The sequence below is a fragment of the Nocardia brasiliensis ATCC 700358 genome (genome assembly GCF_000250675.2).
Lineage (GTDB): Bacteria > Actinomycetota > Actinomycetes > Mycobacteriales > Mycobacteriaceae > Nocardia > Nocardia brasiliensis_B.
Map to the genome: position 1 here is coordinate 513,156 of NC_018681.1, position 24,770 is coordinate 537,925.

21 protein-coding genes are annotated in these 24,770 nt (G+C 68.2%); 16 read left to right on the top strand and 5 right to left on the bottom strand.

Features of this window, described 5'->3' with window-relative positions; all coding sequences use genetic code 11:
- Positions 1–6: 6 nt before the first annotated feature.
- From folP to O3I_RS02340, 15 genes are all read left to right on the top strand, one after another.
- A complete protein-coding gene (folP, locus tag O3I_RS02270) occupies positions 7–885 on the top strand; it encodes a dihydropteroate synthase (protein WP_014981270.1) in 879 nt (292 codons plus the stop codon).
- Positions 882–1,319 (top strand): dihydroneopterin aldolase, encoded by a 438-nt coding sequence (gene folB / locus O3I_RS02275; protein WP_014981271.1) that lies wholly within the window; start codon positions 882–884, stop codon positions 1,317–1,319. Before folP ends, folB begins: the two co-directional genes overlap by 4 nt.
- Positions 1,316–1,858 (top strand): 2-amino-4-hydroxy-6-hydroxymethyldihydropteridine diphosphokinase, encoded by a 543-nt coding sequence (folK, locus tag O3I_RS02280; protein WP_014981272.1) that lies wholly within the window; start codon positions 1,316–1,318, stop codon positions 1,856–1,858. The genes folB and folK overlap by 4 nt, the downstream gene beginning before the upstream one ends.
- The gene (locus tag O3I_RS02285) at positions 1,855–2,331 is read left to right on the top strand and encodes a DUF3180 domain-containing protein (RefSeq protein ID WP_014981273.1); all 477 of its coding nucleotides are present in this window, start codon (positions 1,855–1,857) and stop codon (positions 2,329–2,331) included. Before folK ends, O3I_RS02285 begins: the two co-directional genes overlap by 4 nt.
- Positions 2,332–2,401: 70 nt before the next feature.
- The gene (locus O3I_RS02290) at positions 2,402–3,445 is read left to right on the top strand and encodes a DUF6779 domain-containing protein (protein ID WP_081593878.1); all 1,044 of its coding nucleotides are present in this window, start codon (positions 2,402–2,404) and stop codon (positions 3,443–3,445) included.
- Between the two features lie 392 nt (positions 3,446–3,837).
- A complete protein-coding gene (locus O3I_RS02295) occupies positions 3,838–4,839 on the top strand; it encodes a DUF2520 domain-containing protein (RefSeq protein ID WP_081593879.1) in 1,002 nt (333 codons plus the stop codon).
- Positions 4,839–5,768, top strand: a complete 930-nt coding sequence (gene panC, locus O3I_RS02300; protein ID WP_014981276.1) for a pantoate--beta-alanine ligase — start codon at positions 4,839–4,841, stop codon at positions 5,766–5,768. The genes O3I_RS02295 and panC overlap by 1 nt, the downstream gene beginning before the upstream one ends.
- Positions 5,769–5,793: 25 nt before the next feature.
- Complete coding sequence (panD, locus tag O3I_RS02305) at positions 5,794–6,216, top strand: aspartate 1-decarboxylase (protein WP_014981277.1); 423 nt, start codon at positions 5,794–5,796, stop codon at positions 6,214–6,216.
- Positions 6,217–6,234: 18 nt separating this feature from the next.
- A complete protein-coding gene (locus tag O3I_RS02310; RefSeq protein ID WP_014981278.1) occupies positions 6,235–7,032 on the top strand; it encodes a type III pantothenate kinase in 798 nt (265 codons plus the stop codon).
- Between the two features lie 183 nt (positions 7,033–7,215).
- Positions 7,216–7,839 carry a cysteine dioxygenase gene (locus O3I_RS02315; protein WP_041562362.1) on the top strand — a complete coding sequence of 208 codons (624 nt, stop codon included), beginning with the start codon at positions 7,216–7,218 and terminating at the stop codon, positions 7,837–7,839.
- Positions 7,840–7,847: 8 nt separating this feature from the next.
- Positions 7,848–8,270 carry a rhodanese-like domain-containing protein gene (locus tag O3I_RS02320; RefSeq protein WP_029900679.1) on the top strand — a complete coding sequence of 141 codons (423 nt, stop codon included), beginning with the start codon at positions 7,848–7,850 and terminating at the stop codon, positions 8,268–8,270.
- Positions 8,271–8,568: 298 nt separating this feature from the next.
- A complete protein-coding gene (gene lysS / locus O3I_RS02325) occupies positions 8,569–10,068 on the top strand; it encodes a lysine--tRNA ligase (RefSeq protein ID WP_014981281.1) in 1,500 nt (499 codons plus the stop codon).
- 115 nt (positions 10,069–10,183) lie between these two features.
- Positions 10,184–10,543, top strand: a complete 360-nt coding sequence (locus O3I_RS02330; RefSeq protein ID WP_014981282.1) for a histone-like nucleoid-structuring protein Lsr2 — start codon at positions 10,184–10,186, stop codon at positions 10,541–10,543.
- 295 nt (positions 10,544–10,838) lie between these two features.
- Positions 10,839–11,399 carry an FHA domain-containing protein gene (locus O3I_RS02335; RefSeq protein ID WP_014981283.1) on the top strand — a complete coding sequence of 187 codons (561 nt, stop codon included), beginning with the start codon at positions 10,839–10,841 and terminating at the stop codon, positions 11,397–11,399.
- A 128-nt stretch (positions 11,400–11,527) separates the two neighbouring features.
- Entirely contained in the window at positions 11,528–12,124 is a 597-nt protein-coding gene (locus O3I_RS02340; RefSeq protein ID WP_014981284.1) for a DUF1772 domain-containing protein, read from the top strand.
- Between the two features lie 71 nt (positions 12,125–12,195).
- On the opposite strand, the gene O3I_RS42330 is transcribed toward O3I_RS02340, so the two are convergent.
- Both O3I_RS42330 and O3I_RS02350 read right to left on the bottom strand, forming a co-directional pair.
- Positions 12,196–13,332 carry a DUF6545 domain-containing protein gene (locus tag O3I_RS42330; protein ID WP_141692272.1) on the bottom strand — a complete coding sequence of 379 codons (1,137 nt, stop codon included), beginning with the start codon at positions 13,330–13,332 and terminating at the stop codon, positions 12,196–12,198.
- Between the two features lie 9 nt (positions 13,333–13,341).
- Complete coding sequence (locus O3I_RS02350; protein WP_014981286.1) at positions 13,342–13,839, bottom strand: hypothetical protein; 498 nt, start codon at positions 13,837–13,839, stop codon at positions 13,342–13,344.
- A 202-nt stretch (positions 13,840–14,041) separates the two neighbouring features.
- Between O3I_RS02350 and O3I_RS02355 the strand changes: the two genes are divergently transcribed.
- Positions 14,042–14,980 carry an esterase/lipase family protein gene (locus O3I_RS02355; protein WP_014981287.1) on the top strand — a complete coding sequence of 313 codons (939 nt, stop codon included), beginning with the start codon at positions 14,042–14,044 and terminating at the stop codon, positions 14,978–14,980.
- Positions 14,981–15,025: 45 nt separating this feature from the next.
- Here the strand turns inward: O3I_RS02355 and O3I_RS02360 are convergent, their stop codons facing one another.
- From O3I_RS02360 to O3I_RS02370, 3 genes are read right to left on the bottom strand one after another with little or no spacing between them, the layout of a single operon-like run.
- Positions 15,026–16,339 carry a phthiocerol/phthiodiolone dimycocerosyl transferase family protein gene (locus tag O3I_RS02360; RefSeq protein ID WP_014981288.1) on the bottom strand — a complete coding sequence of 438 codons (1,314 nt, stop codon included), beginning with the start codon at positions 16,337–16,339 and terminating at the stop codon, positions 15,026–15,028.
- Entirely contained in the window at positions 16,339–17,523 is a 1,185-nt protein-coding gene (locus tag O3I_RS02365; RefSeq protein WP_041562364.1) for an FAD-dependent monooxygenase, read from the bottom strand. The genes O3I_RS02360 and O3I_RS02365 overlap by 1 nt, the downstream gene beginning before the upstream one ends.
- Before the next feature lie 5 nt (positions 17,524–17,528).
- Positions 17,529–24,668 (bottom strand): amino acid adenylation domain-containing protein, encoded by a 7,140-nt coding sequence (locus tag O3I_RS02370; protein ID WP_014981290.1) that lies wholly within the window; start codon positions 24,666–24,668, stop codon positions 17,529–17,531.
- Positions 24,669–24,770: the final 102 nt, after the last annotated feature.

A 24,770-nucleotide genomic window follows, 5' to 3' on the forward strand; every position in this document is an offset into this window, starting at 1 on the left:
CGCATCATGAATTTCGCGCGCGACGGCCGCCACTGCGTGGTGATGGGCGTCGTCAACGTGACCAGCGACTCGTTCTCCGACGGCGGGCGCTATCTGGATCCGGAAGTCGCGATCGCGCACGGCGTCGAGCTGTACGCGGCAGGCGCCGACATCATCGACGTCGGCGGCGAATCGACCCGGCCGGGTGCGGTGCGGGTCGATCCGGACACCGAGGCGGGCCGGGTGGTGCCGGTGATCCGCGGCCTGGTCGCCGCCGGCGTGCCCACCAGCGTCGACACCATGCGGGCCGGGGTGGCCGAGGCCGCCCTGGCGGCCGGAGTGTCGGTGGTGAACGACGTGTCCGGCGGTCGTGCCGACCCCGATATGGTGAAAGTCGTTGCCGCGGCCGAGGTCCCGTGGATTCTGATGCACTGGCGGGCGGGGGCCGACTACCGGCACACCGGCCCGGCCGATCACTACGACGACGTGGTCGCCGAGGTGCGCGCCGAACTCGCCGGCCAGGTCGACCTCGCGGTCGCCGCGGGCGTCGACCCGGCTCGGCTCATTCTCGACCCGGGGCTCGGCTTCGCCAAGAACGCCGAGCACAACTGGGATCTGCTCGGCGCGCTCCCGGAACTGGTCGAGGCCGGTCTGCCGGTGCTCATCGGCGCCTCGCGCAAGCGCTTCCTCGGCGCGCTGCTCGCCGGCGACTCGGGTCCGCGGCCGCCGGACGGGCGCGAGACCGCCACCGCGACGATTTCGGCGCTGGCCGCCATGCACGGCGCGTGGGGGGTACGCGTGCACGACGTGCGCGCTTCGCTGGACGCCATCACCGTTACCGACACCTGGCAGCGCGCGGCCGCGGCACGCGCGGGCAGGCCGAGCTCGCTAGGAGCGCATCGATGAGTGGAACCCGGACCGACGCCGCGCGCCCGGCGGCGCGGCAGGATGCGCCGATCGGCCGCGGCGCGACCCGGATCGAACTGCGCGGCCTGCGCGCGTTCGGCTATCACGGGGTGTTCGAGCACGAGCGGCGCGACGGCCAGGAGTTCGTCGTCGACCTGACCGTGTGGGTGGATTTCGCGCGCGCCGTCGCCACCGACGACATCGCCGACACGGTGCACTACGGCGAGCTGGCCGACAATGCCGTGCGGATCATCGAGGGCCCGCCCCGCAATCTCATCGAGACCGTGGTGTCCGAGATCGCCGACGACGTGATGACCGATCCGCGGATCACCGCCGTCGAGGTGGTGGTGCACAAGCCCTCCGCGCCCATCCCGCACACCTTCGCCGATGTCCGGGTCGTCGCTGCGCGACACCGCGAGGAGCAGCAGGAATGAGTCGCGCCGTCCTGTCCGTCGGTTCGAATCTGGGCGACCGGCTCGCGCACCTGCGCAGCGTCGTGCACGGCTTCGGCGACCGCGTCGTCGCCGTGTCACCGGTCTACTCGACCGCGCCCTGGGGCGGAGTCGAGCAGGACGACTATCTCAATGCCATTGTCGTGGCCGAGGATCCGGAGCTCGGCTGTCTGGACTGGCTGCGCCGCGGTCAGGCCCTCGAGCAGGCCGCCGAGCGGGTCCGCGAAGTGCGCTGGGGCCCACGGACGCTCGATGTCGACGTGATCTGGTGTGCCGAACGGTCCGGGGACGGACTCGTGGCGCGTTCGAGCACCGACCCGGTGCTCACGCTGCCGCATCCGCAGGCGCACCGGCGGGCCTTCGTCCTCATGCCGTGGCGGGATCTCGAACCGGACGCGACGCTCGAGGTCGACGGCGGCGCGCGGCGGATCGCCGACCTGCTGGCCGAGCTGCCCGCGGCCGACCGCGCGGGCGTGCACCGCACCGATCTCGTGCTGACCGCCGAAGGGCCGGTCAGATGAAACTGAAGCCGACGCGCGTGCTGGACCTGGTCGCGAACGTGGTGATCGCCGCGATCGTCGCCTGGATCGCGACGCGGATGGCCTACAACAGTTTTCCGCCGATCTCGATCTTCGCGGGCGCCTCGCTGTATCCGGTGGCCGCGATCGAGGCGGTGCTGGCGTTCGTGATCCGGTCCCGGGTCAACGACAACGACCTCGGCAACGGCAGGCATCAGCTGCATCCCATCACCGCCGCCCGTGCGGTCGCGCTGGCCAAGGCCTCGTTGCAGGTCGGTTCGATCGCGGCGGGTGTCTGGCTCGGCTTCCTCTGCTGGGTCTTCCCGCAGCGCGGCACGCTCGGCGCGGCCGCGGCGGACAGTCCCGGGGCGATCGTCGGGATGCTGGCGGGGGTGGCTTTGGTTGCTGCGGCCCTGTGGCTCGAGTATTGCTGCCGGGCTCCGGAGGACCCGACCGACGACCCCGCTACTACTTAGCAAATATTATCGGCGGAATCACCGGACGAGACTGTGGGCGCGGGGAGACGATCAAGCTACCCTGGCGTGCATGGTTTCACCCTCTCGTACCAGCACTTCCCGTCGCCGACGGGAAGACGCGGGAAAATTCTTCATCGGCGTGTTGATTCTGCTCGGGCTGGTTGCCAGCGTTTTCCTGATCTTCAGCAACAGCCTGCAGTACGTACGGATCGGTCTGGTGGCGGCGCTGTGGGCGGCCGTCATCGGGGCATTGGCCGCGACGCGGTACCGCAAAGAAGCGACGATCGACAAAGCCAAGGTGCGTGACCTGCAGACGGTTTATGAGTTGCAGCTCGAGCGGGAGGTCACCGCGCGCCGCGAATTCGAACTCGGGCTCGAGGCCCGAGTGCGGGAGGAAGTGGGCGCCGACGCCGCCGAACTGGCCGCGTTGCGCGCCGAACTCACCGTGCTCCGGCAGAGTCTGCAGCGACTTTTCGACGGTGACCTGCTGATGGAGCGGCCCGCGTTGCGCGCCGACGCGACCCGGATCCAGGAGCTGACGAGCACGGTCGGCGACCCGGCGAACAATAGCTCCACGAATGCCGGAGTCTGGTCCTACGGCCCCAACCAGCAACCACGCAGCAGCGTCACCCCCGTCTTCACCCCCGACCATCCCGAGCCGCCGGCCTTCGCCAGCCCCTTCGACGATCCGGTCACCGCCGAGACCTCGGTGGTCTCCCTCGACGACGAGACCGATGCCGAGATCACCGACATCAATATCGCCGCCGAGCCTGTCGAGCCCGCCGAACCCGCCGATGAGGATGCCGCCGCGGCTTCCCACGGCTGGGCCGACGCCTTCACCGAGAGCCCGGTTGTCGAGCAAACCCCCGACCCCGAGCCGACCCCGCCCCCCGCGCCCAAGCCCCCGGTCACCCCATGGCCGATCGCGTCCACCCCGTCGACCCGCCCCTCCGCCTGGCCGACCACCACGTCCCCGGCAGTCGGCACCGCCAGCTCCCGCCGACGCAGGCGCGCCGAACCCGACACCGACTCCGCCACCCCCGAACGCCGCCTCTCGGTAGCCGAAATCATGGCCAACCTCCAATCCGAGGAACAAAGCCGCGACCGCCGGTAAATCACGCGCCCGCAGCTAACATCTGCTGCGCCGAAGAACAAGCCCGACCACTCCAGAACAACCCTGGCGAAGTCGACCGAAGGCGAAGCTTTCCTCCCCGACAGCACCACAACGGAGCAAGCCTGCGGGCAAGGCTGCCGCGTGAACGTCGGACTCAGGCGTAACTGTGCCTCTCCGACAGCACCACAACGGAGCGAGCCCGACGAGCGACCGTTCGCGGCCGTCTCGTGTCTCAGCTGTCGAAGCGCACGCGCCGCAGGCGCAAGTCTCGACAGCTGAGACACGAGACAAAAGGGGCCGCGAACCCCGCCGCGCCCGCGCGGCCAAAAGCACTGCGGTGAATATCACTGCCTAGGGGCGTGGCATCGGCAAACGTCGGGCCGATATTCTCGATGGCGAAACGTCCGGTACCCGCATGGCGGGACTGGAACGACATCGAGAGGACAACGTTGACCTCGAGAAGCGTTAATTCTGACGACGCGCCTTCGAGTTACGACCCTGCTCCCGCACGCCTCACGGTAGGCATCGTCTCGGCGGGCCGGGTGGGCTCGGCGCTGGGTGTGGCACTCGAGCGCGCCGGACATGTGGTGTTCGGTACCGCGGCCATTTCCGATGCGTCGGTGCACCGGGCGCGGACCCGGTTGCCCGATTCGGAGATTCTGCCGGTCGAGGATGTGGCTGTGCGCAGCGAGTTGTTGCTGCTCGCGGTGCCCGATACCGAGCTCGCGGGGCTGGCTCGCGGTTTGGCGTCGGCGAAGGCGGTCCGGCCGGGCACCATCGTCGCGCACACGTCGGGTGCGAACGGTATCGGCGTGCTCGCCCCGCTGGCCGAGGTCGGTGCGCTACCGCTGGCTATTCATCCGGCGATGACCTTCACCGGGCACGACGAGGACATCACCCGGCTCGGCAACGCGTGTTTCGGTATCACCGCCGCCGACGAGATCGGTTACGCCATCGCGCAGGCGCTGGTGATCGAGATGGGTGGCGAGCCGGTGCGGGTGCCGGAAGAGCATCGCGCGCTGTATCACGCCGCGCTCGCGCACGGCAGCAATCACCTGGTCACGGTGATCGTGGACGCGGTGGCCGCGTTGCGCGTCGCCCTGTCGGGGCCGGGTCTGCTCGGGCAGCAGGTGGTCGATGATCAGCCGAACGGGCTGGCCGAGCGACTGCTGGCTCCGTTGGCGTCGGCCGCGTTGGACAACGCGTTGCGGCGTGGTCAGTCCGCGCTGACCGGGCCGGTCGCACGCGGTGACGCCGATGCGGTGGCCGCGCATCTGCGTGCGCTCGAATCCGTCGATCCCCGCTTGGCCGAGGGCTACCGCGCGCTGTCGCTGCGCACCGCCGAACGCGCGGGCACCAATCCCGCTGTCATCGAGCTGCTGAAAGGGCGCTGATGTTCGATCCGAAATTACGTGGCGCTTTCAAGCCGGGCGAGCTGACCGTGCACCACGATCCGGCCGTGCTCACCCAGGTGTCCAATGCGCTGCGTGGGGTGGGCCGCACCGTTGCGCTGGTTCCGACGATGGGCGCGCTGCACGAGGGGCATCTGGAGATCGTGCGCCAGGCCAAGAAGACCAATCAGGTCGTGATCGTCTCGATTTTCGTCAATCCGCTGCAGTTCGGCGCGAACGAGGATCTGGACAAGTATCCGCGCACCCTGGACGCCGATGTGGCGCTGTTGCGCGCGGAGGGTGTCGAGTTGGTGTTCGCGCCGAGCGTGTCCGATATGTACCCGGACGGCCCGCGCACCACTGTGCAGCCGGGCCCGATCGGCGCGGAGCTCGAAGGAGCAAGCAGGCCAACTCATTTCGCGGGCATGCTGACCGTCGTCGCGAAGCTGCTGCAGATCGCCCGGCCGAGCGAGGTGTATTTCGGCGAGAAGGACTATCAGCAGCTGACGCTGATCCGGCAGCTGGTCCGCGACCTGAACTTCGACGTCCGGATCAAGCCCGTGGTGACCGTGCGCGAGCCGGACGGGCTCGCCATGTCCTCTCGTAACCGTTTTCTCGATGCGGCGCAACGGGAATCGGCGCTCGCGTTGTCGGCCGCGCTGGCGGCGGGCAAGCACGCGGGCGGTCTGGGCGCCGAGGCGGTGCTCGCCGCGGCCCGTCAGGTGCTCGACGCCGCGTCCGGCGTCGACGTCGACTATCTCGAATTGCGTTCGGCCAACCTGGAACCCGCGCCCACGACCGGTAATGCCCGGTTGCTCGTCGCGGCCAGGGTCGGCCAGACCAGGCTGATCGACAACACCGCCGTCACGCTCGGCGCGCCGATCGACGGCCATCCCAACGTTTCCGCCACCCGGACCTCCCAGCCCGCCTGACCCGCACCAACGAAAGGGCGACGCCATGCTGCGCACCATGATGAAGTCGAAGATCCACCGCGCCACGGTGACCCACGCCGACCTGCACTACGTCGGTTCGGTCACGGTCGACCAGGACCTGCTCGATGCCGCCGATCTGCTCGAGGGCGAACAGGTCTGCATCGTCGACATCGACAACGGCGCTCGCCTGGAGACCTATGTCATCGCGGGTGAACGCGGTTCGGGCGTGATCGGAATCAACGGCGCCGCCGCTCATCTGGTGCATCCCGGCGATCTCGTCATTCTGATCGCCTACGGGCAGATGAATGAGCAGGAAATCGCGGAATACGACCCGAAGGTGGTTTTCGTGGACGAGCGCAATCGACCGGTTGAACTCGGTTCGGACCCCGCGCACGCGCCCGAGGGTTCCGGATTGACCTCGCCGCGATCCCTGTCCTTCGCGGGCTGAGCAACCGGCGGGCATGAGATGCTGCTGACGATCGACGTCCGCAATACCCATATCGTTCTCGGGCTTTTCTCGGGCAGCGGCGCGCATTCGAAACTGGTGCGGCACTGGCGGATCCATACCAATCCGTTGCTGACCGCCGATGAATTCGCCATGCAGGTGCGCGGCCTGATCGGTGCACAGCTGGACGAGGTGATCGGAGTTTCCGCGCTGTCCACGGTGCCGCCGGTGCTGCGGGAACTGCGCACCATGCTCTCTCAGTATTGGGGTCAGGTGCCGCACGTGCTGGTGGAACCCGGGGTGCGCACGGGCATTCCGCTGCTGGTGGACAACCCGAAAGAGGTGGGTGCGGACCGGATCGTGAACTGCCTGGCCGCCTATCAGCATTATTCGTCGCCGACGATCGTCGTCGATTTCGGCACGGCCATCTGCGTCGATCTCGTGTCGGGCAAGGGCGAATTCCTCGGCGGCATCATTGCGCCCGGGGTGGAGATTTCGATGGAGGCCGTGGTCGAACGCACCGCGATGCGCCGGGTCGAGCTGACCAGGCCGCGTTCGGTGGTCGGCAAGAACAGCATGGAATGTATGCAGTCCGCGGCGGTCTTCGGTTTCGCCGGGATGGTGGACGGACTGGTCGACCGGATTCGGGACGAGTTCGAGGCTTTCGCCGGCGACGATGTCGCGGTGGTGGCGACCGGCCCGAGCGCGCCGTTGATCGTCCCGGAATCGGAAACCATCGAAGATCACGACCCCTATCTGACGTTGACCGGCTTGCGCCTCGTATACGAGCGCAACCAACGTCGCAAGGGTGCCGCCTGAGTTCCGGAGTGTCGGATTCGTCGCACCGGATCGGACTTGCCGAGTCCGGGTCCGGTACTGATACACTCACCGCTGTGTATTTTCGCGTGCGCACCCAGGAGTGTTGTCGAGGCTGATCTGGCCTCGACCGTTCGAGGCTGACCATCTGCCCTCGACCGTTCACCAACTCCTGGAGATTCGCTCATGCGTTCTTCTGTTCTTTCCCTTTCCTCCGCACGTGACGACTTTTCGGCTACCCCGCCGCTCGATCGTGCCGTGGCTTCCGCATTACCGACGCGGCTGCGTCCCGCCGACCTGTTGCGGTTGACCGACGAAGGCGCCGAAGACGTACTGGCCGGTCGATACGACCACCTGCTTCCCGCGAACGGAATCTGGCCCGCCGACGAACGCTGGGCGGCCCGGCTGCTCGCCGATGACGAGGTGGATGTCTGGCTGATCAGCTGGACGCCGGGGAAATCCACCGAATTGCACGATCACGCCGGCTCGCTGGGCGCGTTGACGGTGCTCAGTGGCGCCCTTTCGGAATTTCGCTGGAACGGCACCGAACTGCGCCGCCGCATCCTCACCGCCGGTGATCAGGCGTCGTTTCCGATCGGCTGGGTGCACGATGTGATGCGCGCCCCCGCCCAATCCGTGACCAGCACCGCCGACGCCGCCGCGACGGATCCGGCACTGCTCGAACCGACGCTCAGCGTGCACGCGTATTCGCCGCCGCTCACCGCCATGTCCTATTACGAGGTCACCGGCCACGGCACCCTGCGGCGCTCCCGAACCGTTCTCACCGATCAGCCCGAAGGTGATATGTAATGGAACATTTGACGATCGATCAGATGCTCGACAACGCCCGGGCGCAACTGACCCGGATCTACGCTTTCGAATTGCCGAAGGCCCTCGCCCGCGGCGCGATTCTGGTCGACATCCGGCCGCAGGCGCAGCGGGTGCGCGAAGGCGCCCTGCCGGGCGCGCTGGTGATCGAGCGGAATGTGCTGGAATGGCGGCTCGACCCGTCGAGTTCCGCGCGCCTGGCGCTGGCCACCGATCACGAGATCGAATGGATCATCGCCTGCTCGGAGGGCTATACCTCCAGTCTCGCCGCGGCCTCCCTGCAGCAACTGGGATTGCGCCGGGCCACCGACCTGGTCGGCGGTTTCCACGCCTTGAAGGCGGCGGGGCTGCTGCACATCGGAATGCGCGCGCCGCACTTCGCCCGCGAGGTCGCCGCGCTCGCCTCGCTGTAATTATGGCGTAATCGCTTCCAGCTCGAAAGATTCGGGCCGCCAGGAGTTTTCGCAGCTCGCCGCACCGTGGCGGCAATTCCGGACCGCGCGGTACCGCACAAATCCGGCAGGCGCGCCGGCCCGTTCCGCGGCCGCCGGTGTTACCTCGCGCGTTAGTGCCGTGGCCGGGACCTTCTCCGGACGCGGTACCGGGGCGGGCGGCCCGCAAAACGATTTCCGATGCACGCTAGGGTTGTTGGATGTGAGCACCGCCAACACTTCCCCCTCCAGCGATCCCGCATCGGATTCGCGGCCTGCCGTGGCCCCCGAGGCCGACGATGCCCCCGAGCAGATCCGGATTCGCAAGGAGAAGCGGGAACGGTTGCTCGCGGCCGGCGGTGACGCGTATCCCGTGGTGGTGCCGCGGACGCATACCCTCGCCGAAATTCGCGCCGCATATCCCGATCTCGCCGCCGACACCCAGACCGGTCTGCAGGCCGGTGTCGCCGGACGCGTCATATTCATGCGCAATACCGGCAAACTGTGTTTCGCGACGCTGCAGGAGGGCGACGGCACCAAGTTGCAGGCGATGATCAGCCTGAACGGCGTCGGCGCGGACGCGCTGGCGGCCTGGAAGGCCGATGTGGACCTCGGTGACTTCGTTTTCGTGCACGGCGAGGTGATCTCCTCGCGAACCGGTGAATTGAGCGTCATGGCCGATTCCTGGTTCATGGCCGCCAAGTCGCTGCGACCGTTGCCGGTGGCGCACAAGGAGATGAACGAGGAGTCGCGGGTCCGGCAGCGCTATGTCGATCTGATCGTGCGACCCGAGGCCCGGGAAATGGCGCGCACCCGGATCGCGGTGGTGCGCGCGCTGCGTAACGCGCTCGAGCGCCGCGGTTTCCTCGAGGTGGAGACGCCGATGCTGCAGACGCTGCACGGCGGCGCGGCGGCCCGGCCGTTCGTCACCCATTCCAATGCCTTGGATATCGATCTCTACCTGCGTATCGCGCCGGAACTGTTCCTGAAGCGCTGTGTGGTCGGCGGACTCGAGCAGGTCTTCGAGATCAACCGGAACTTCCGCAACGAGGGTTCGGACTCCACGCATTCCCCCGAGTTCGCGATGCTGGAAACGTACCAGGCGTACGGAACCTACGACGACTCCGCGCGGATGACCCGGGAATTGGTACAGGAAGTCGCCCAGGAGGTGTTCGGCACCCAGGTAGTGACCCTCGCCGACGGCACCGAATACGACCTGCGCGGTGAGTGGGCGACGGTGGAGATGTACCCGTCTCTCTCGGACGCCCTCGGCGTCTCCGTGACACCGGAAACTTCGATAGCCGAATTACGCGCGCTTGCCGATCGGGTCGGTCTGGAAATTCCCGAGGGCAAGGGCTATGGGCACGGCAAACTTGTCGAGGAACTGTGGGAACACCAGTACGGCGACAAGCTGTACGCGCCGACTTTCGTGCGTGACTTCCCGGTGGAGACATCACCGCTCACCAGGCAACATCGGTCCGCTGCGGGCGTCACCGAGAAGTGGGATCTGTATGTCCGTGGCTTCGAGTTGGCTACTGGCTATTCGGAGTTGGTGGATCCGGTGATCCAGCGCGAGCGCTTCGTGGATCAAGCCCGGCTGGCCGCCCAGGGCGACGACGAGGCCATGGCCTTGGACGAGGACTTCCTTGCCGCGATGGAGCACGGCATGCCGCCGACCACTGGTACCGGTATGGGAATCGATCGTCTCTTGATGGCGTTGACGGGTCTCGGAATCCGGGAAACAATACTGTTCCCAATTGTGCGACCGGTCACTCGCTGACGAGCTGATTGCAAAATCTCGGCCTCGTCTTGGAAATTTGGGAATTCGAGGTATTCTTGCCTCGGGTAATCGGCCTAGTATGCGGGTCGCACGATTTCGAGAGGACGTTCATCTCATGGCAAAGAAGGTCACCGTTAGCCTGATCGACGATGTCGATGGTGAGTCCATCGCGGACGAGACCATCGAGTTCGCGATCGACGGTGTGTCGTACGAGATCGACCTGTCGTCGGCAAATGCCGCGAAGCTGCGCGACGGGCTGGAGGAGTGGGTTTCGAGCGCACGCCGGGTGAGTGGCCGGCGCCGGGTCAAGGCCGCCGCCACCGCGACGGGTGCCCCCAAGGGCCGGGTCTCGATCGACCGGGAACAAAGCGCGGCAATTCGTGATTGGGCACGTCGGAATGGGCACAAGGTGTCCGCGCGGGGCCGTATCTCCGCCGACATCACCGACGCGTACAACAAGGCCGCCAAGGGTTAGTTTCGTATTTTTCACACCGCCGCCCCCGCGAATCGTGCGACGTCGGGGCGGCGGTCTTGTATTTAGCGGTTGCGGTCCCGTCGTCGTTCATAGGCAGCGGATATTGCCGCGGCGCCGGCGGACACGCGGTCCGGCGTGGCGCGCGGCTCGATCTTGCTCGTAGTTCCAGGACACGGCACCATGGAAACGTGCAACGGTCACTGGCGGTATGGAGAGGCGAGGTATCGGCGCAGTGACTGGATTCGTCGGATCATTTTTGCGATTCCAAGATGACACGGGACGGCAGCAGGAGTTCATGCTGACGCCCGAGCAGGAGCGCATCACGATCGGCCGCTCCCCGCAGGCCGACCTCGCCCTGTCCTGGGACGCCGAGGTGTCCCGCCTGCACGCCGCGATCGAATATCTCGGCGCCCAGTGGACCATCGTCGACGACGGTCTCTCGCGCAACGGCACTTTCGTCAACGGTGACCGACTGGTCGGCAGGCGCAGGCTGATGGCGGGGGATGTCATCCGGGTCGGTACCTCGCGGGTGTCCTTCCACGATTTCGGCGGCGTGGCCGACGACATCACCCGCACCTCCACCGGTTCCACGCCCACCACCAGTCAGCTCACCGATACCCAGCGTTCGGTGCTGATCGCGCTGTGCCGCCCGTACAAGAACGGTGCGGCCTTCGCCACCCCCGCGTCGAACCAGCAGATCGCCGAGGAGCTGTTCCTCAGCGTCGACGCGATCAAGACCCACCTGCGGGTGCTGTTCGGCAAGTTCGGGGTGGAGGATCTGCCGCAGAACGCGAAACGGGTCCGCCTGGCGTTTCTGGCGATTCAAAGCGGCCTCATCTCCGATCGGGACCTGTGAGAGTTCCGTAGACGATTGCTTAGTCGGCCGAGCTTCTCGGCCATGGATAGCCGTGTCCGAACCGGCTTGACTGAGAACCAGGAACCGGAGCGATGAGGGCTCCGGTCGGGTTTCGCACAGGAGGAACAATGACCGCCGCACGTCTCATCGCCCTGGTGCTGGCCACGCTGGCCACGGGCCTGATCGCAGGCCTCTTCTACGGGTACGCGAACTCGGTGATGCCCGCGCTGAACCGAACCGACGACCGCACGATGATCGACGTGATGCAGAAGATCAACGTGGTCATCATCAATCCGGTGTTCATGATCGGGTTCCTGGGCACCGTCGGCTTCTCGATCCTCGCGGCGCTGCTGCACCTGGGCAAGGACCAGCGCACGGTGCTGCTCTGGATCGGTGTCGGCCTGGTGATCAACGTGATCGCCTTCGCGGTCACCTCCGGCCTGAACGTGCCGCTGAACAATCAGCTCGCCGCCGCCGGTGACGTCGCCCAGATCGCCGATCTGGCCGCTGTGCGGGCCGATTTCGAAGCCGTCTGGGTCCGCTGGAACATCGTCCGCGCGGTGCTGCACACGCTGGCCTTCCTGGTGCTGTGCGGCGCGCTGTTCGTCGCGGGCATCCAGCACGGCAAGGCGAACGCCGCGGCGGGCCCGGCGGCGACCGGACCGCAGGCGGCGCAGGGGCAGTTCCCCGGCCAGCCCGGTGTCGCGGCCTACCGTCAGGGCTGAGGCCAACCGCCGCACCAGGTTCGACGACCCCGCCACCCGCTCGACCCGGGTCCGGCGGGGTCGTCGTCGGTTCAGCGAACCGCCTCGGCGGCTACGGCTTTGCAAGCCGGGCCCCACCGCTTCGCCAGCTGGGTGAGTTCGGCGATTTCCCCCTCGACGTCCTCGGCGGACGAGGGCAGCGGCACCGTCGCGCCGACCGGCCGCACGCCGCGCCTTTTGGCCGCGCAGGCGCGAGCCAGCTGAACGGCGTACCGCTCCAAGGGATCTCGGCTCGAAGGTGGCCCCGCCGGGGTAGCCAGGTCGTAGCGTGCCAGGATGCGCAGGCAGTCGCGGATCTCGATCACCGTGCGGTGCAGCAGGAATCGGTTGCCGAGGCCGGGCGAGACCGGGTCGTGATAGACGCACTCCGGGCACGCGGCGGTCAGGTCCGACCACAGCGGTAACAGCCGGCGCCGGCACCGAGACGGATAGTCCAGGCCGAGGCGGGCGCCGGCGTGCAGGACTACCGGAATGGCCATGACCGCGGTGAACAGCGTCAGCTGATAGAGCGCGAAGTCACGATCGGTGGCGATCTGAATCCTGGTGAAGACGCTCGGTATTCCGTTCAGCTGGTACGCGCACGAGAGCGGGCCCCAGACGAAACTGACGACGTGCAGGCCGACCACCCCGAGCGCCATCGCGGGCACCACGAGACCGCGCCGGTCGGTGCTCGTTCGTAGCTCCGCGAGGCCGATCCGGACGAGCAGCGTGTCCATCCAGAAGATCAAGGGGCACAGCGAGAGCCAGAATCCGGTCGCGTGCCAGCCGACGTCCTGCTCGATCAGCAGACCCGCGGTCCTGGCGCGGCTGCCGAAGGCCAGACCGGCACCGCAGCAGATCAGTGCGAAGCCGAGCAACGCGGGCAGCGGCGGGGTTTCGCCGAGCACCGCGCCGAGCGTCACGATGGTGAGGGCCGCGACGAACACCAGCACACAGATCGTGAGCTGGAACAGCAGCGCGGCCGAGAGGCGGCCGCCCGAGGCCGTTGTCAGCCAGCGCTGCCAGGTCGGTTCCCGCAGCGCGGCCGAGCAGGCCAGACCGGTGAGCACGAGGGTGCCCTGACGTTCGAGCAGGGTCGCGCGGAAGACGAAGGCCCGCACCGCGGCCAGCGCCAGCGCACCGCCGACGAGCGGCGCGGACAGTGCGGTGGGCCACGACGAGTGCAGCACGTTGGACACTCAGTCCCGGAAAAGCACACGCCGCAGCGGTGATTCGGACGTCCCGGCCCGCGCCGTGGACATGATGAGCGAGGCGAACAGTTCGGCCTGCCGTTCGGCGAGATCGTCGTAGTCGCCGCGGTGCAGCACCCGCAGCACGGTCTCCGGTCGCACGTTGGGGAACAGGATCTGCACGGCCGCGTCCGGTGCGCTGGATCGCCGCCCGCCGTGCGCGAGCAGCAGGTGCCCCACCTCGTGCAGGATGATGTGATCGGCGTGGTACTCCGAGCCGGTCGCGTCGTAGGCGATCACGACATCGTCGGCGCGCTCGAGCACCAGCCCGCACGGCAGTTGCCCGGCCACCTCCGCGGCCAGTGGCAGCAACCGAATTCGCTTGCCCACCAGCGCGGCCACCTGTTCGAGGAAGGTGTCACGCCGCCAGGTACGCGGCAACGCGAGCGTCCGCACCAGCTGATGGACCTGTTCGGTCGCCGGATCTCGCTGTCTGAATCGCACCATGCCTCTTTGTTCGACTGCTGGGCCGCAATCGGACGTCGGGACAAACAATCGCCGTCTGTGCCGAACTTTACCGGTCGCCGCGGCGGCTCGACCATCACGTTTCGGCGGCGTAGGTCCGAGCCGCACCAACTTTCGCGACTCGCCCCGACTGAGACACCGCCTGCGGTATTTTCTGTAACACGTTCTAGATCTGGAGGCCCCCGTGCGGCACATTCCCGGTTTTTCCCTACTCGTCGTCCTGCTCGCCGCGCTGTGTACGGTCACCGCGAGCCCCGCGCGAGCCGACTACCCGGTCGACTACAACTTCTTCGCGGGCATCCCGAACGAGCTGCTGAATCACGGCGGTTCGCTGCCCGGCAGCAACGACTGGTCCTGCCGCCCGAGCGCCGCGCACCCCGACCCGGTCGTTCTCGCGCACGGCACAGGCGGTGGCGCGCAGACGAATTGGGGCGTGTATGCCCCGCTGCTGGCCAATCAGGGCTACTGCGTGTATTCCCTCACCTTCGGCGCCTACGACCTGCCGTGGCCGATCTCGGCCCTCGGCGGGATGCTGCCGATCGAACAGAGCGGACCGCAGTTCGCCGCGTTCGTCGACCGGGTGCTCGCCGCCACCGGTGCGCAGCGGGTCGACATCGTCGGACACTCGCAGGGCAACCTCATCGGCAACTACTACGTCAAGCGACTGGGCGGTGCGGACAAGGTCGGCAAGCTGGTCGCCCTCGCGCCGCCGTGGCTGGGCTCGAATGTGCTTGCCACCGGGGACATCGCGGCCTTCAGCAAGCGTCTGGGCGCCGGGCCCGCGTTCGATGTGATGGTCGGATCGCTGTGCCAGGCCTGCCGTCAGGCGGTGCGCGACTCGGACTTCCTGCTGGCGCTGAACGCCGACGGCGTCTACCACCCGAACGTCACCTACACCAATATCGCGACCCGCTACGACGAGATCGTGGTGCCGTACACCGCCGGACTGGTACCGGCGCCGAACGCCACGAATGTCGTGGTGCAGCAGGGGTGTTCGGACGACTACTCCGAGCACGCCGGTGTCGCGGGCAGTCCCCGCGCGGCGGCGTATGTGCTGAACGCGCTGGACCCGGCGCACCCTCGCCCCGTGCCGTGTGAATTCATCCCGCCGTTCACGGGATAGGCGTACCGCTGCCCGCTCGACTCGAGCGGGCAGCGTGCGCACCGATCAGGCGATCGCCTTGCGCAGCAGGTCCAGTGCGTCGTCGGCGATGCGCACCGCACGCTGCTCGGACACGATGTCCTCGATATAGGTGAAGTTCCAGAACAGCTGCCCGTGACTGGAATTCACCGTTCCCACGTAGTAGCCGCTCATCGAGATACCGGCGATGAACTGGGCGCCGGAGACGGTCCACGCGCCGACGCGGTCGGGGAAGTCGAACCGGCCGATATTGGACAGGCAGATATTGCCCGGCCCGCGCTGTTCGGCCATCTTCATGGTCTTGCCGCTGTGCCCCAACGACTTCGGCGTGACCACGCCGAGCATCGAGACCAGCGCAAAATGCTGACTCGCGGCGGCGCGCTCGCGCAGGTCCCTGTTGGTCTGTGCGGCGACTTCCCAGAAGTCGACGGCGGGTCCGAAGGGCAGCACCGTCGGCAGCGTGCACACGTAGGCGCCCGCTTCGTCCGCCCCGACGGGCGGCTGCAACTCGCCGCGGAAATCGACCGGTGAGCCGATGGCCAGTTTGCCCGCCTGGCCTGGTGTCATCTGTTCCCCGATCGCGGCCGCCAACGCGGCGCTCAGCGCACCGTGCACGGATACGCCCTTGGCCCGGCACGCGCCGGCCAGCCGGTCGAGTTCGTCGCCGTTCAGTTCCCGTCGGAGGAACCGGGTGCGTCGCCGCGAAGGCTCCACGGCCGCTTGTGCTTCCAGTCGCTTCGGCCGGGCCGCGGTCATCCGCAGTTCCTCGGCGAGCGCGACCCGCATCGACCGTGCCGCGCCGATCGCACCCCGGAATTTCTTGGGCAGTCGCGCTTCCGGCGGATCGAAGGTGGCCAGGCTCGTGACCGGAGCCGGATCGCGCTGTGCGGCTTCGGCGTAGGTCACCAAGTCTTGGAGCAAGCGCAGCGCCGAGGTGCCGTCCGCGATGACATGGGACACCACCAGCACCACATCGTGGTCCCCGCCGAGATCGACATGCAGCACGCGCGCCAGCGGTCCGCTCGCCCAGTCCGTGCCGGTCGCGAGTTCGACCTCGTCGACTTCGCGGGCCCAGGTCGCGTCGTCGCCGGTGATCGTGCGCACCTCGATCCGCGCGGCGGTCGGGACGAATCTCGGGTCGGTGCCGTCGTCGGCGGCGGCGATGGCGACGCGCAGGAACGGGTGCCGGGCGGCCAGCGCGTCGGCCGCGGCACGCAGCAGCGTGGCGTCGAGCGCGCCGTGCACCCGGACCCGGGAGACCACGTTCAGCGGCGAGACCTGGTCGAGAATCCAGTACCAGCGTTCGATCGGGCTCAGCGGGCGCGACGATGTGCCGGGCATCAGTCCACGCTGCCTTGCACCCGCGCGGGCAGCGGGTCGACGGTGAAGCGCATCGGTTCCATGTTCACGCGTTTGACCACCGAGGCGGGCGCGAAGCGCAGCACCAGATCCCGGGCGCCGACCGCCACCGGGTTGGCCAGCTGCTCGGTCATGCTCAGCCGCCGCGAATCGGCGACCAGCTGCTTCGTCCGGGGAATGCGCTTGGTCTCGTAGTCCCGCAGCGCCGCAACGATATCGGTGGCGCCCGCCAGGGACTGGGCCAGCACGTAGCCGTCTTCGATGGCCGAACCCGCGCCCTGGCTGAGGCTGGTGAGCATCGGGTGCGCGGCATCGCCGAGCAGCGTCACCGGTCCCTCGCCCCACCGGTCCGAGAACGGCCGGTCCTGGGCGGGTACCGCCACGATCGCGCCCGGATCGGTCTCCTCGATGGCCTGGCGCACCTCCGGCGCCCAGCCCGCGAACGCGGCGACGATCTCGTCCTTGCCGCCCTGCCACTCCCGGGCTTGATCGACGGGCATGTTCTTGGTGCCCCACCAGTAGGCGCGGCCACCGCCGATATCGATGAGCCCGAAGCGCTGACCCGGCCCCCAGTAGTGGCCCGCGTACCCCTCGGTCATCCGCGGATGCCGGAACGGGATGATCGCCAGCCAGCAGAGGTAGCCGTACTCGCTCACCGGCTGCTCGCCTTGCAACTGGGCGCGCACGGTCGACCGGATGCCGTCCGCGCCGACCAGCAGATCACCGGTGGCCACCCGCCCGTCGGCGAACGCCACCTCGACACCGCCGTCCGCGCGAACCGTGTACCCGGTCGCCTTGGCGCCGTAGGTGATCGGATGCGGCCCACCCGCGGCGCGCAGCGTCTCGATCAGCTCGTTGCGGTGGATGCTGACCACCGGATGGCCGAGTTCGGCGGTGATCGCCGCGATCGGCAACTCGCGCAGCGGCTTTCCGGCCGCGGTCCGCAGTTCGAAGGTCCGCAGGGGTTGCCCGACGGTGGTGATGTCGAGGTCGAGCGCGGCGAGCACGGCCGTCGCGTTCGGTGCCAGCCCGAGGCCGGTGCCGGTCTTGCGCTGCTCGGTCGCCGCCTCGTAGAGCTCGACCTCGACGCCGACCCGGCGCAGCGCGACCGCGGCGGTCAGGCCGCCGATACCCGCCCCGAGCACAATCGCTTTCGTTGTTCCCATTCGTCCTACCGCCTTGCCGTACTCGTAGCAGATTCCGCCGTGTCGAGGCTGGCCGAGAGCTTCTCGGCCAGCGTCCGCACATGCGGGTCGATCATCATGTTCAGGTGATCGCCGGGGATCGAAACGACCTCGAGCGCGCCCTCGACGTAGTCCGCCCAGCCGTTGGAGTCGCTGTCGAACATGGTGCCGACGATCTGGTGCGCGATGTCCACACCGGGCGGCAGGCCCTGTTCCGCGCGCAGGAGCGTGACGTCCCGGTCGAGTGGTTCGAGCCGGTAGTCCCGCGCCGCAGCGGAATTGGCCTCGAAGACGTCGTAGAGCCTGCGGATCGAGCGGGCGGAGCTGCCCGGCGGCAGGATGCCGACGGCGATCGCCTCGGTCAGCATCCGGTCGAACAGCTCGTCGGTGTCCTCGATGTCCTCGTCGAACTCGAACTCCGCGGCCGCCGCCCCGCGGGCGTACCAGAGCAGTTCCAGGAAGAACCACTTCATCTGCGCCTGTTTCTTGATCGGCGCGCGTTCGCCCGGCCGCAACGCGATGGTGTCGAGCAGCGTGACGCTGGCGACCTCGGATTTCGGTAGCTGCCTGGCGATTTCGAGCGCGACATAGCCGCCGAACGACCATCCGGCGACGTGATACGGCCCTTCGGGACGGACGCGCCGGATCGCCGCGAGATACGAGGCGGCCATGTCCGTCATCGACCGGATCGGCTCGCTACCGACATCCGCACCCGCCGCCTGCAACGCGTACACCGGCCGATCCGCGGGGAGATGCTTCGTCAAAGCCAAGTAGCACAGCACGTTTCCGCCGATCGGGTGCACCAGGAAAAGCGGCGCGCCCGCACCGTCGGCCCGCAGGGTGACCAACGGATCGAAAGCCCGGCGTCCGTCGTTGCGCACGATCGCGGCGAGCGCCGCCGCGGTCGGCGTGCTCACGAACGTGTCCAGCGGAATCTCGGTGTCCCAGCGCCGATTCAGGCTCAGTACCACCCGCATGGCGCCGACCGAGGTGCCGCCCGCGGCGAAGAAGTTCTGATCGGCGCCGATGGCGGGGATACCGGCGAATTCGGCCATGATCTCCGCGACGGCGGCCTCCACCTCGTCGCGCGGTGCGAGGTATTCGGGGGTATCCGCGGCGAAATCGAGCCGCATTTCCCGCAGCGCCTTGTCGTCGCGTTTGCCGCTCGGCGTCTTCGGTAGTTCGTCGAGCCAGGCGAATTGGGCCGGCACCATATGCACCGGGAGCACGGTACGCAGCCGGTCGGTCAGCGCCGCGACTTCCGTACCGAGTTCGTCCCCGACGAGGAAGGCGGTCAAGACCGCGTCGATACCGCCGAACTCTCGTGCCACCACCGCGGTTTCGGCGATGCCCGGGAATTCCTCTGCCAGCGCGGCGATCTGCAACTCCACCTCGGCCGGTTCCACCCGGAAGCCACGAATCTTCACCTGGCTGTCCGCCCGACCGCGGCACACCACATCGCCGGAGGCCAGGCGTACCCCGAGATCGCCGGTGCGGTAGAGGATCTCGCCGTTCGGCCCGGCGGGCACGAAGCGCAGCGCGGTCAGGTCGCCGCGCTGTTCGTAACCGGCGGCGAGGGCCGCGCCGCCCAGATAGATCTCGCCCTCGATACCGGTCGGCACCGGCCGCAGCCGATGATCGAGCAGGTATGCCTCGGCCCCGGCGATGGGACGTCCGATCGGCGGCAGCGCCGGGAACCGGTCCGGTGCGCCCTGCATCGAATAGCTGAGCGCGACATGGGTTTCGGTGGGACCGTACTGATTCTCCAGCAGCACTCCGGGAACCGCGGCCAGCAGCTTCTGGATCTCGGGGGTGATCCGCAACTGCTCACCGGAGGAGACGATCACGGCCAGGTCGGTGGGGTAGCGACCGGTCGCGATCGCGGCTTCCGCGAACGCTTGCAACGCCACGAACGGCAGGAACAGCCGTTGCACCCGCTCGGTGATCACGGTGTCGAGCAGCGCCGTCAGATCGGAGCGATGCGCGGCGTCGGCGAGGCGCAGTAGACCGCCCGCGGTGAGCGTCGCGAAGATCTCCTGGAACGAAACGTCGAAGCTCAGGGGCGCGTACTGCATGGTGCTCATGGCCCGGGTGCCGGACTCCGCGCTGTTCTGCCACTCGACCAGGTTGGCCAGCGCGCGGTGCGGCATCACCACGCCCTTGGGCTCGCCGGTGGAGCCGGAGGTGAACAGCACGTAGGCGGGGGCGTTCGGCGCCACCACCGGCAGCGGGCCCACGGGCTCGCCGGTGCCGTCGGTGAGCGTGTCGGCGGTGAGCAGCAGCCCTGGATCCGGGACCAGGTCGACGTATTCGGCGTCGGCGACGATCCGGGCCGGTGTGCTGCGCTCGATCATCGAGCGCAGCCGCTGTGGCGGATAGTTCACGTCCAGCGGGACGCAGACCGCGCCCACCTTGGCGATCGCGAGCACGGTGGCGATCAGTTCCGGTCTGCGCCGCATCAGCACGCCGATCCGAGCTTGCGGCGGCAGACCGAGCGCGGCGAGCTTGCCCGCGATCACCTCGACGCGGTACGCGAGCTCGTCGTAGGTCCAGCTGTGCGACTGCGACCGGATGGCGATCGAATCCGGCTGCCGGGCAGCCTGATCCGCGATCAGCTGGGCCAGATCTCGGGCGTTGGCGCGGTCGGCGCCGACATCGATCGCCGCATGTGGTTCGGCGACAATGCAACTGAGCAGCCGCAGGCACGCGGTCGCGAGCGCCGTACACTGCTGCTCGGTGAGCGAGGTGTCGCCGTCCACCCGGACCAGCATCCGGCCGTCGCGCGGATCGGTGGCCACGGTGAGCAGCATCGGGAAATTGGTCTCCTCGCGCGCGTCGAAGCCGAGGAACTCGAGGCCGTCGACCGCCGTGACCGCGCTGAAGACGTGGTAGTTGACGAAGTTGAACGCCGTCTCGAACACCGTGGCGCCGCGATCGGCGAGGATCGACCGCAGCGGGTAGCGCCGGTGCGGGTAGCTCTCGCGCTCGCGCCGCGCCACCTGGTCCACGGCGTCGAACCACGTCGCCGCGCTGTCGTCGAGCCGCATCGGCAGCGTGTTGAGGAACAGCCCCGCAATGGATTCCGCGTCCGCCCGGCCCGGCCTGCCGTGCCCGATCACGCCGGTGGTCACGTCGTCCTGCCCGGTCAGCGCCCGCAGGGCGAGGCAGTGCGCGGCCAGGAACAGCGACTTCAGCGGGACCTGGTGCTCGGAACTGAAACGTTGTGCGGCGGCTTGTAATCCGCGCGGCAGCAGCAGGGTCGTCTGCGGGCGGACGGCGGGGCCGTCGTCCGGCAGGTGCTGCAGCAGTGACGGCAGCGCGGTCGGGTTCGCGTTGTCCAGGAACTCGCGCCAGTAGGTCCGGTGCGCGGGATCGTCGGCTGCCTGCTGCTCGATCTTCGCGTACTCGGCGAGCACCGTGGTCGGCAACGGATCCGCCGCGACCGCCGGCAGCGCGAAACCCAGATGGCTCAAATAATCCTGTAGCAGGCTGCGCATCAGGTTGGCCACGCTCCAGCCGTCCAGGATGGCGTGGTGGAAGCTGAGCACCAGTTCGACCCGCTCGTCCGCGTGGTAGACGCGCAGGTGGAACAGCGGCGCGCTACGGATGTCGTAAGCGAAATGCCTGCGCTGCTCGACATATTCGTCGATCTGCGCCGCCTCGCCGGCCGGTGCCACCGAGAGGGCGTCCTCGACGCGGTGCCGCACGATCTGCAGCGGCACCGAGTATCCGGTCAGGTCGAACGCCGAGCGCAGCGCGGGCTGGCGGTGGACCAGCCGGTCGAAGGCGGCGCGGAACCGATCCTCCTGCCACGGCATCGCGAGCCGGTACCGGAAGACATCCTTGTAGAGCGTGGAATCGGTGCGCTCCGCGGCGTGGAAGAGCATGCCGAGTTGCAGCGAGGTCGCCGGGAACGAGTCCGCCGCGGCGTGCAGGGCCGCCCGATCGACGAGCGGAAGCAGTTCGAACGGCTCGGCCACCCGATCCGCTTCGGCCGGCGGCGCCGCGCTCACCTGCGCGGCTAGTTCAGCGATGGTCGGCGTGGCGAACAGCAGGTCCACGTCCAGGTAGAGGCCACGCTGCTCGGCCGCCGTGCGCAGTGCGAGCGCCAGAATCGAGTCACCGCCGTGGGTAAAGAAGTTGTCGTGCACCCCGATCGGGGCGCCGAGCACCTGCGCGCAGATCTCGACGAGCGCCGCCTCGGTGGCGTTGCGCGGCTGCCCGGCGCCCGCACCGCGCGCGGCGGCCTCGGCGGCGACCAGCGCGCGGCGATCCGCCTTGCCGTTGGCGGTGAGCGGAATGGCGTCGAGTTCGATGAAACGGCTCGGCACCAGGTAACCGGGCAGGCGGGCCGCCAGATGCGCGGCCACGGTGTCCGCGGTCGCGCCACCCGCCTGCTCCGCGACGAAATAGCCGACCAGGTACGCGCCGTGGGTGTCCGAGGGGCGGTCGAGCACGGCGGCGGCCCGCACACCGGGTGCGCCGAGCAACTGGTTCTCGACCTCGCCGAGGGTCACCCGGTTGCCGCGGATCTTCACCTGATCGTCGGTGCGGCCCAGGTATTCGATGGTGCCGTCGGCGCGCCAGCGGGCGATATCGCCGGTTCGGTACCGGCGCCCGCCCGGCACCGCCGGGTCCGGGACGAAGGCCGCCGCGGTGAGTTCCGGTTGGTCGAGGTACCCGCGGGCGACACCGACACCCGCGATGTTCAGCTCGCCCGGCACCCCCGCCGGGACGCGGTTGCCCGCGGCGTCGCGGATCGAGAGCGCGATGTTCTCGATCGGGCGGCCGATCGGCACGACCGGCAACGCCGCCGGGTCGGCCGGGCAATCGAAGTACGAGACGTCGATGGTTGCTTCGGTCGGCCCGTAGAGGTTGACCAGCTGGGGTGCCCGCGTGGTTCCGGCGAACACCTGCGCGAAGCGCGACACCAGCTCGGCCGGCAGCGCCTCACCGCTGCAGAACACCCGGCGCAGGGTCGAAACACGCTGGAGCGCAGCCGGATCGGCACTCAGCTCGGCCAGGAACGGGCCGAGCATCGACGGCACGAAGTGCAGCACCGTGACGCCGTGGGCCGCGATGGCGTCGATGATCCGGCGTGGATCGCGTTCACCGTCCGGGCCGAGCAGCGCCACCTCGGCGCCGGTCATCGACCACCACAGCAGTTCCCACACCGAGACGTCGAAGGTGGCCGGGGTCTTCTGCAGGATCACATCGGTCGCGTCCAGCGGATACCGCCGCTGCATCCAGGTCAGGCGGTTCACCACCGACCGATGCTCGACCATGACACCCTTGGGCCTGCCGGTGGAACCGGAGGTGAAGATGACGTACGCGAGATCCGATGGGGCGGTGGGCGATTCGTCGAGTGCGGCGGCTTGCTGGTGCACCGGGATCCGGCGGATCGGTCCCGGTGTAGCCGACTCGTCCAGCTCGGGCGTGGTGATGACGAACCGCGCGCCGCTCTCCGCGATGACCGTGGCGATCCGGTCGGCCGGGTAGCCGGGATCGATCGGGACGTACGCGGCGCCCGCGCGCAGCACGCCCTGGATCGCGATCAGCAGTTCGGGGGAGCGGGGCAGCACGATCGGAATCCGCTCGTCGCGCTGTACTCCGCGCCGGAGCAGTTCGGCGGCCAGCCGGTCGGCCTTGTCGCGCAACTGCCCGAAAGTCAGTGTGCCGGCGTCGGACAGCACCGCGGCGGCATCGGGGGTACGCGCCGCCTGCGCGGCGAACAGTTGATCCAGCGTGGCGTCGGGGAACTCGGCGTCGGGGCCGTGTTCGAAGGATTCCAGCGCGGCGCGATCGGGTCGAGGCAGCCAGTCCAACTCCGCGATCGGCGCGTCCGGCGCGGCCAGTGCCGCGCGGAGCAGCCCACCGACCTGCCGGACGGCGGCCGTGATCGGGAAGTTCTCGTCGAACACATCTCGCGAGTCGAAGACGTGCAGATCCACGGTGCCGTCCCGTTCATGCTCCACCGCAACGATATTCACCGCCTCGGCGACGGTGCCCGCGGAGAAGAACTTGGAGCGTTCCATCAGCCGCTCGATATGGTCGGCCGAGGGCATCCGGTTGTAGGAGTAGGTGACGTCGAACAGCGTCGGCACCATGGCGTGCCGCTCGGCGAGCGCGCGCACGATGTCACCGTACGGAAAACCCTGGCGCTTCTTCAGTTCTCGTACCTCGGCGACGATCTGCGCGGCCACCTGCAGCAGCGTCGGCGTGCCCGTCAGCCGCACCCGCAGCGGCACCACATTGGTGAAGTCACCGACGGTGAGCATCTCCTCGGGCGTGTTCCGGTTCAACATCGGCACGCCCAGCACCACCTCGTCGGTCCGGTGCGTCATCGCCAGATAGGCGGCGATCGCCGCGGAGGTCACCGAGAACAGCGAAATACCCGTTGCGCGTAGCCCGTTCACCAATTCGCGGTCCAGCCGCAGCGAGTGCATACCGCGCTCGACGGTGTCCAGCGTCGCGGTCCTGGGGAACAGGGCGGGCCGCACGTCGGCCAGATAGTCGACGAACCAGTCGCGATCGGCGGACCAGCCCGGCGTTGCCTGATACTCGGCCGTTCGCTCGGCGTAGGCGAGGTACGACGGCATCTGGTAGAGCGGCAGCGTCTCGGTCGGCGCCTCGCTCTCGTACTCGGTAATGATCTGTCCCGTAACGATGTTCAGTGCCCAGCCGTCGCCGCCCGCGTGATGCATCCGGCCGAAGAGGTAGAACGAGTCCGGGCCGTCGACGAGGACGGCGAACCGGAGCATCTGGGTGTCGGCCGGGACGACACGGCGATTGGCGGCCAGCATCCACTCCTGGCAGGCCTGCTCGGGATCGGGCGCTGTGCTGAAGTCCAGCACCTCTACCTCGGGCGTGTCGTCGCTGAGATGTTGCCGGAGTTCGCCGTCGACGGTCGTGATGCGCAGTCGCAGTGCGTCGTTGCGGAGGTATGCGAGTTCGATGCAGCGAGTGATCCGCGCGATATCGACCGATTGCTCGATATGGCTGTAGCCTGCCGCCTGGACGATCGGGAGATCCGGGTGCCGCGAGGCGATGGCCATGATGTCGCGCTGATAAGCGGTCAGCGGCCAGCTTTTCGTCGGGTGAAGGGACGAATGGGAACGGTCGATCATCGAAGCCTCTCTAGCATTTGGCGCACTGCACAAATCGGCCGCTGAAATGCGTCCCATCTGCACGAAAGCCGGCGTTGCCACGAGAAATTCGGCAGCGTCGTC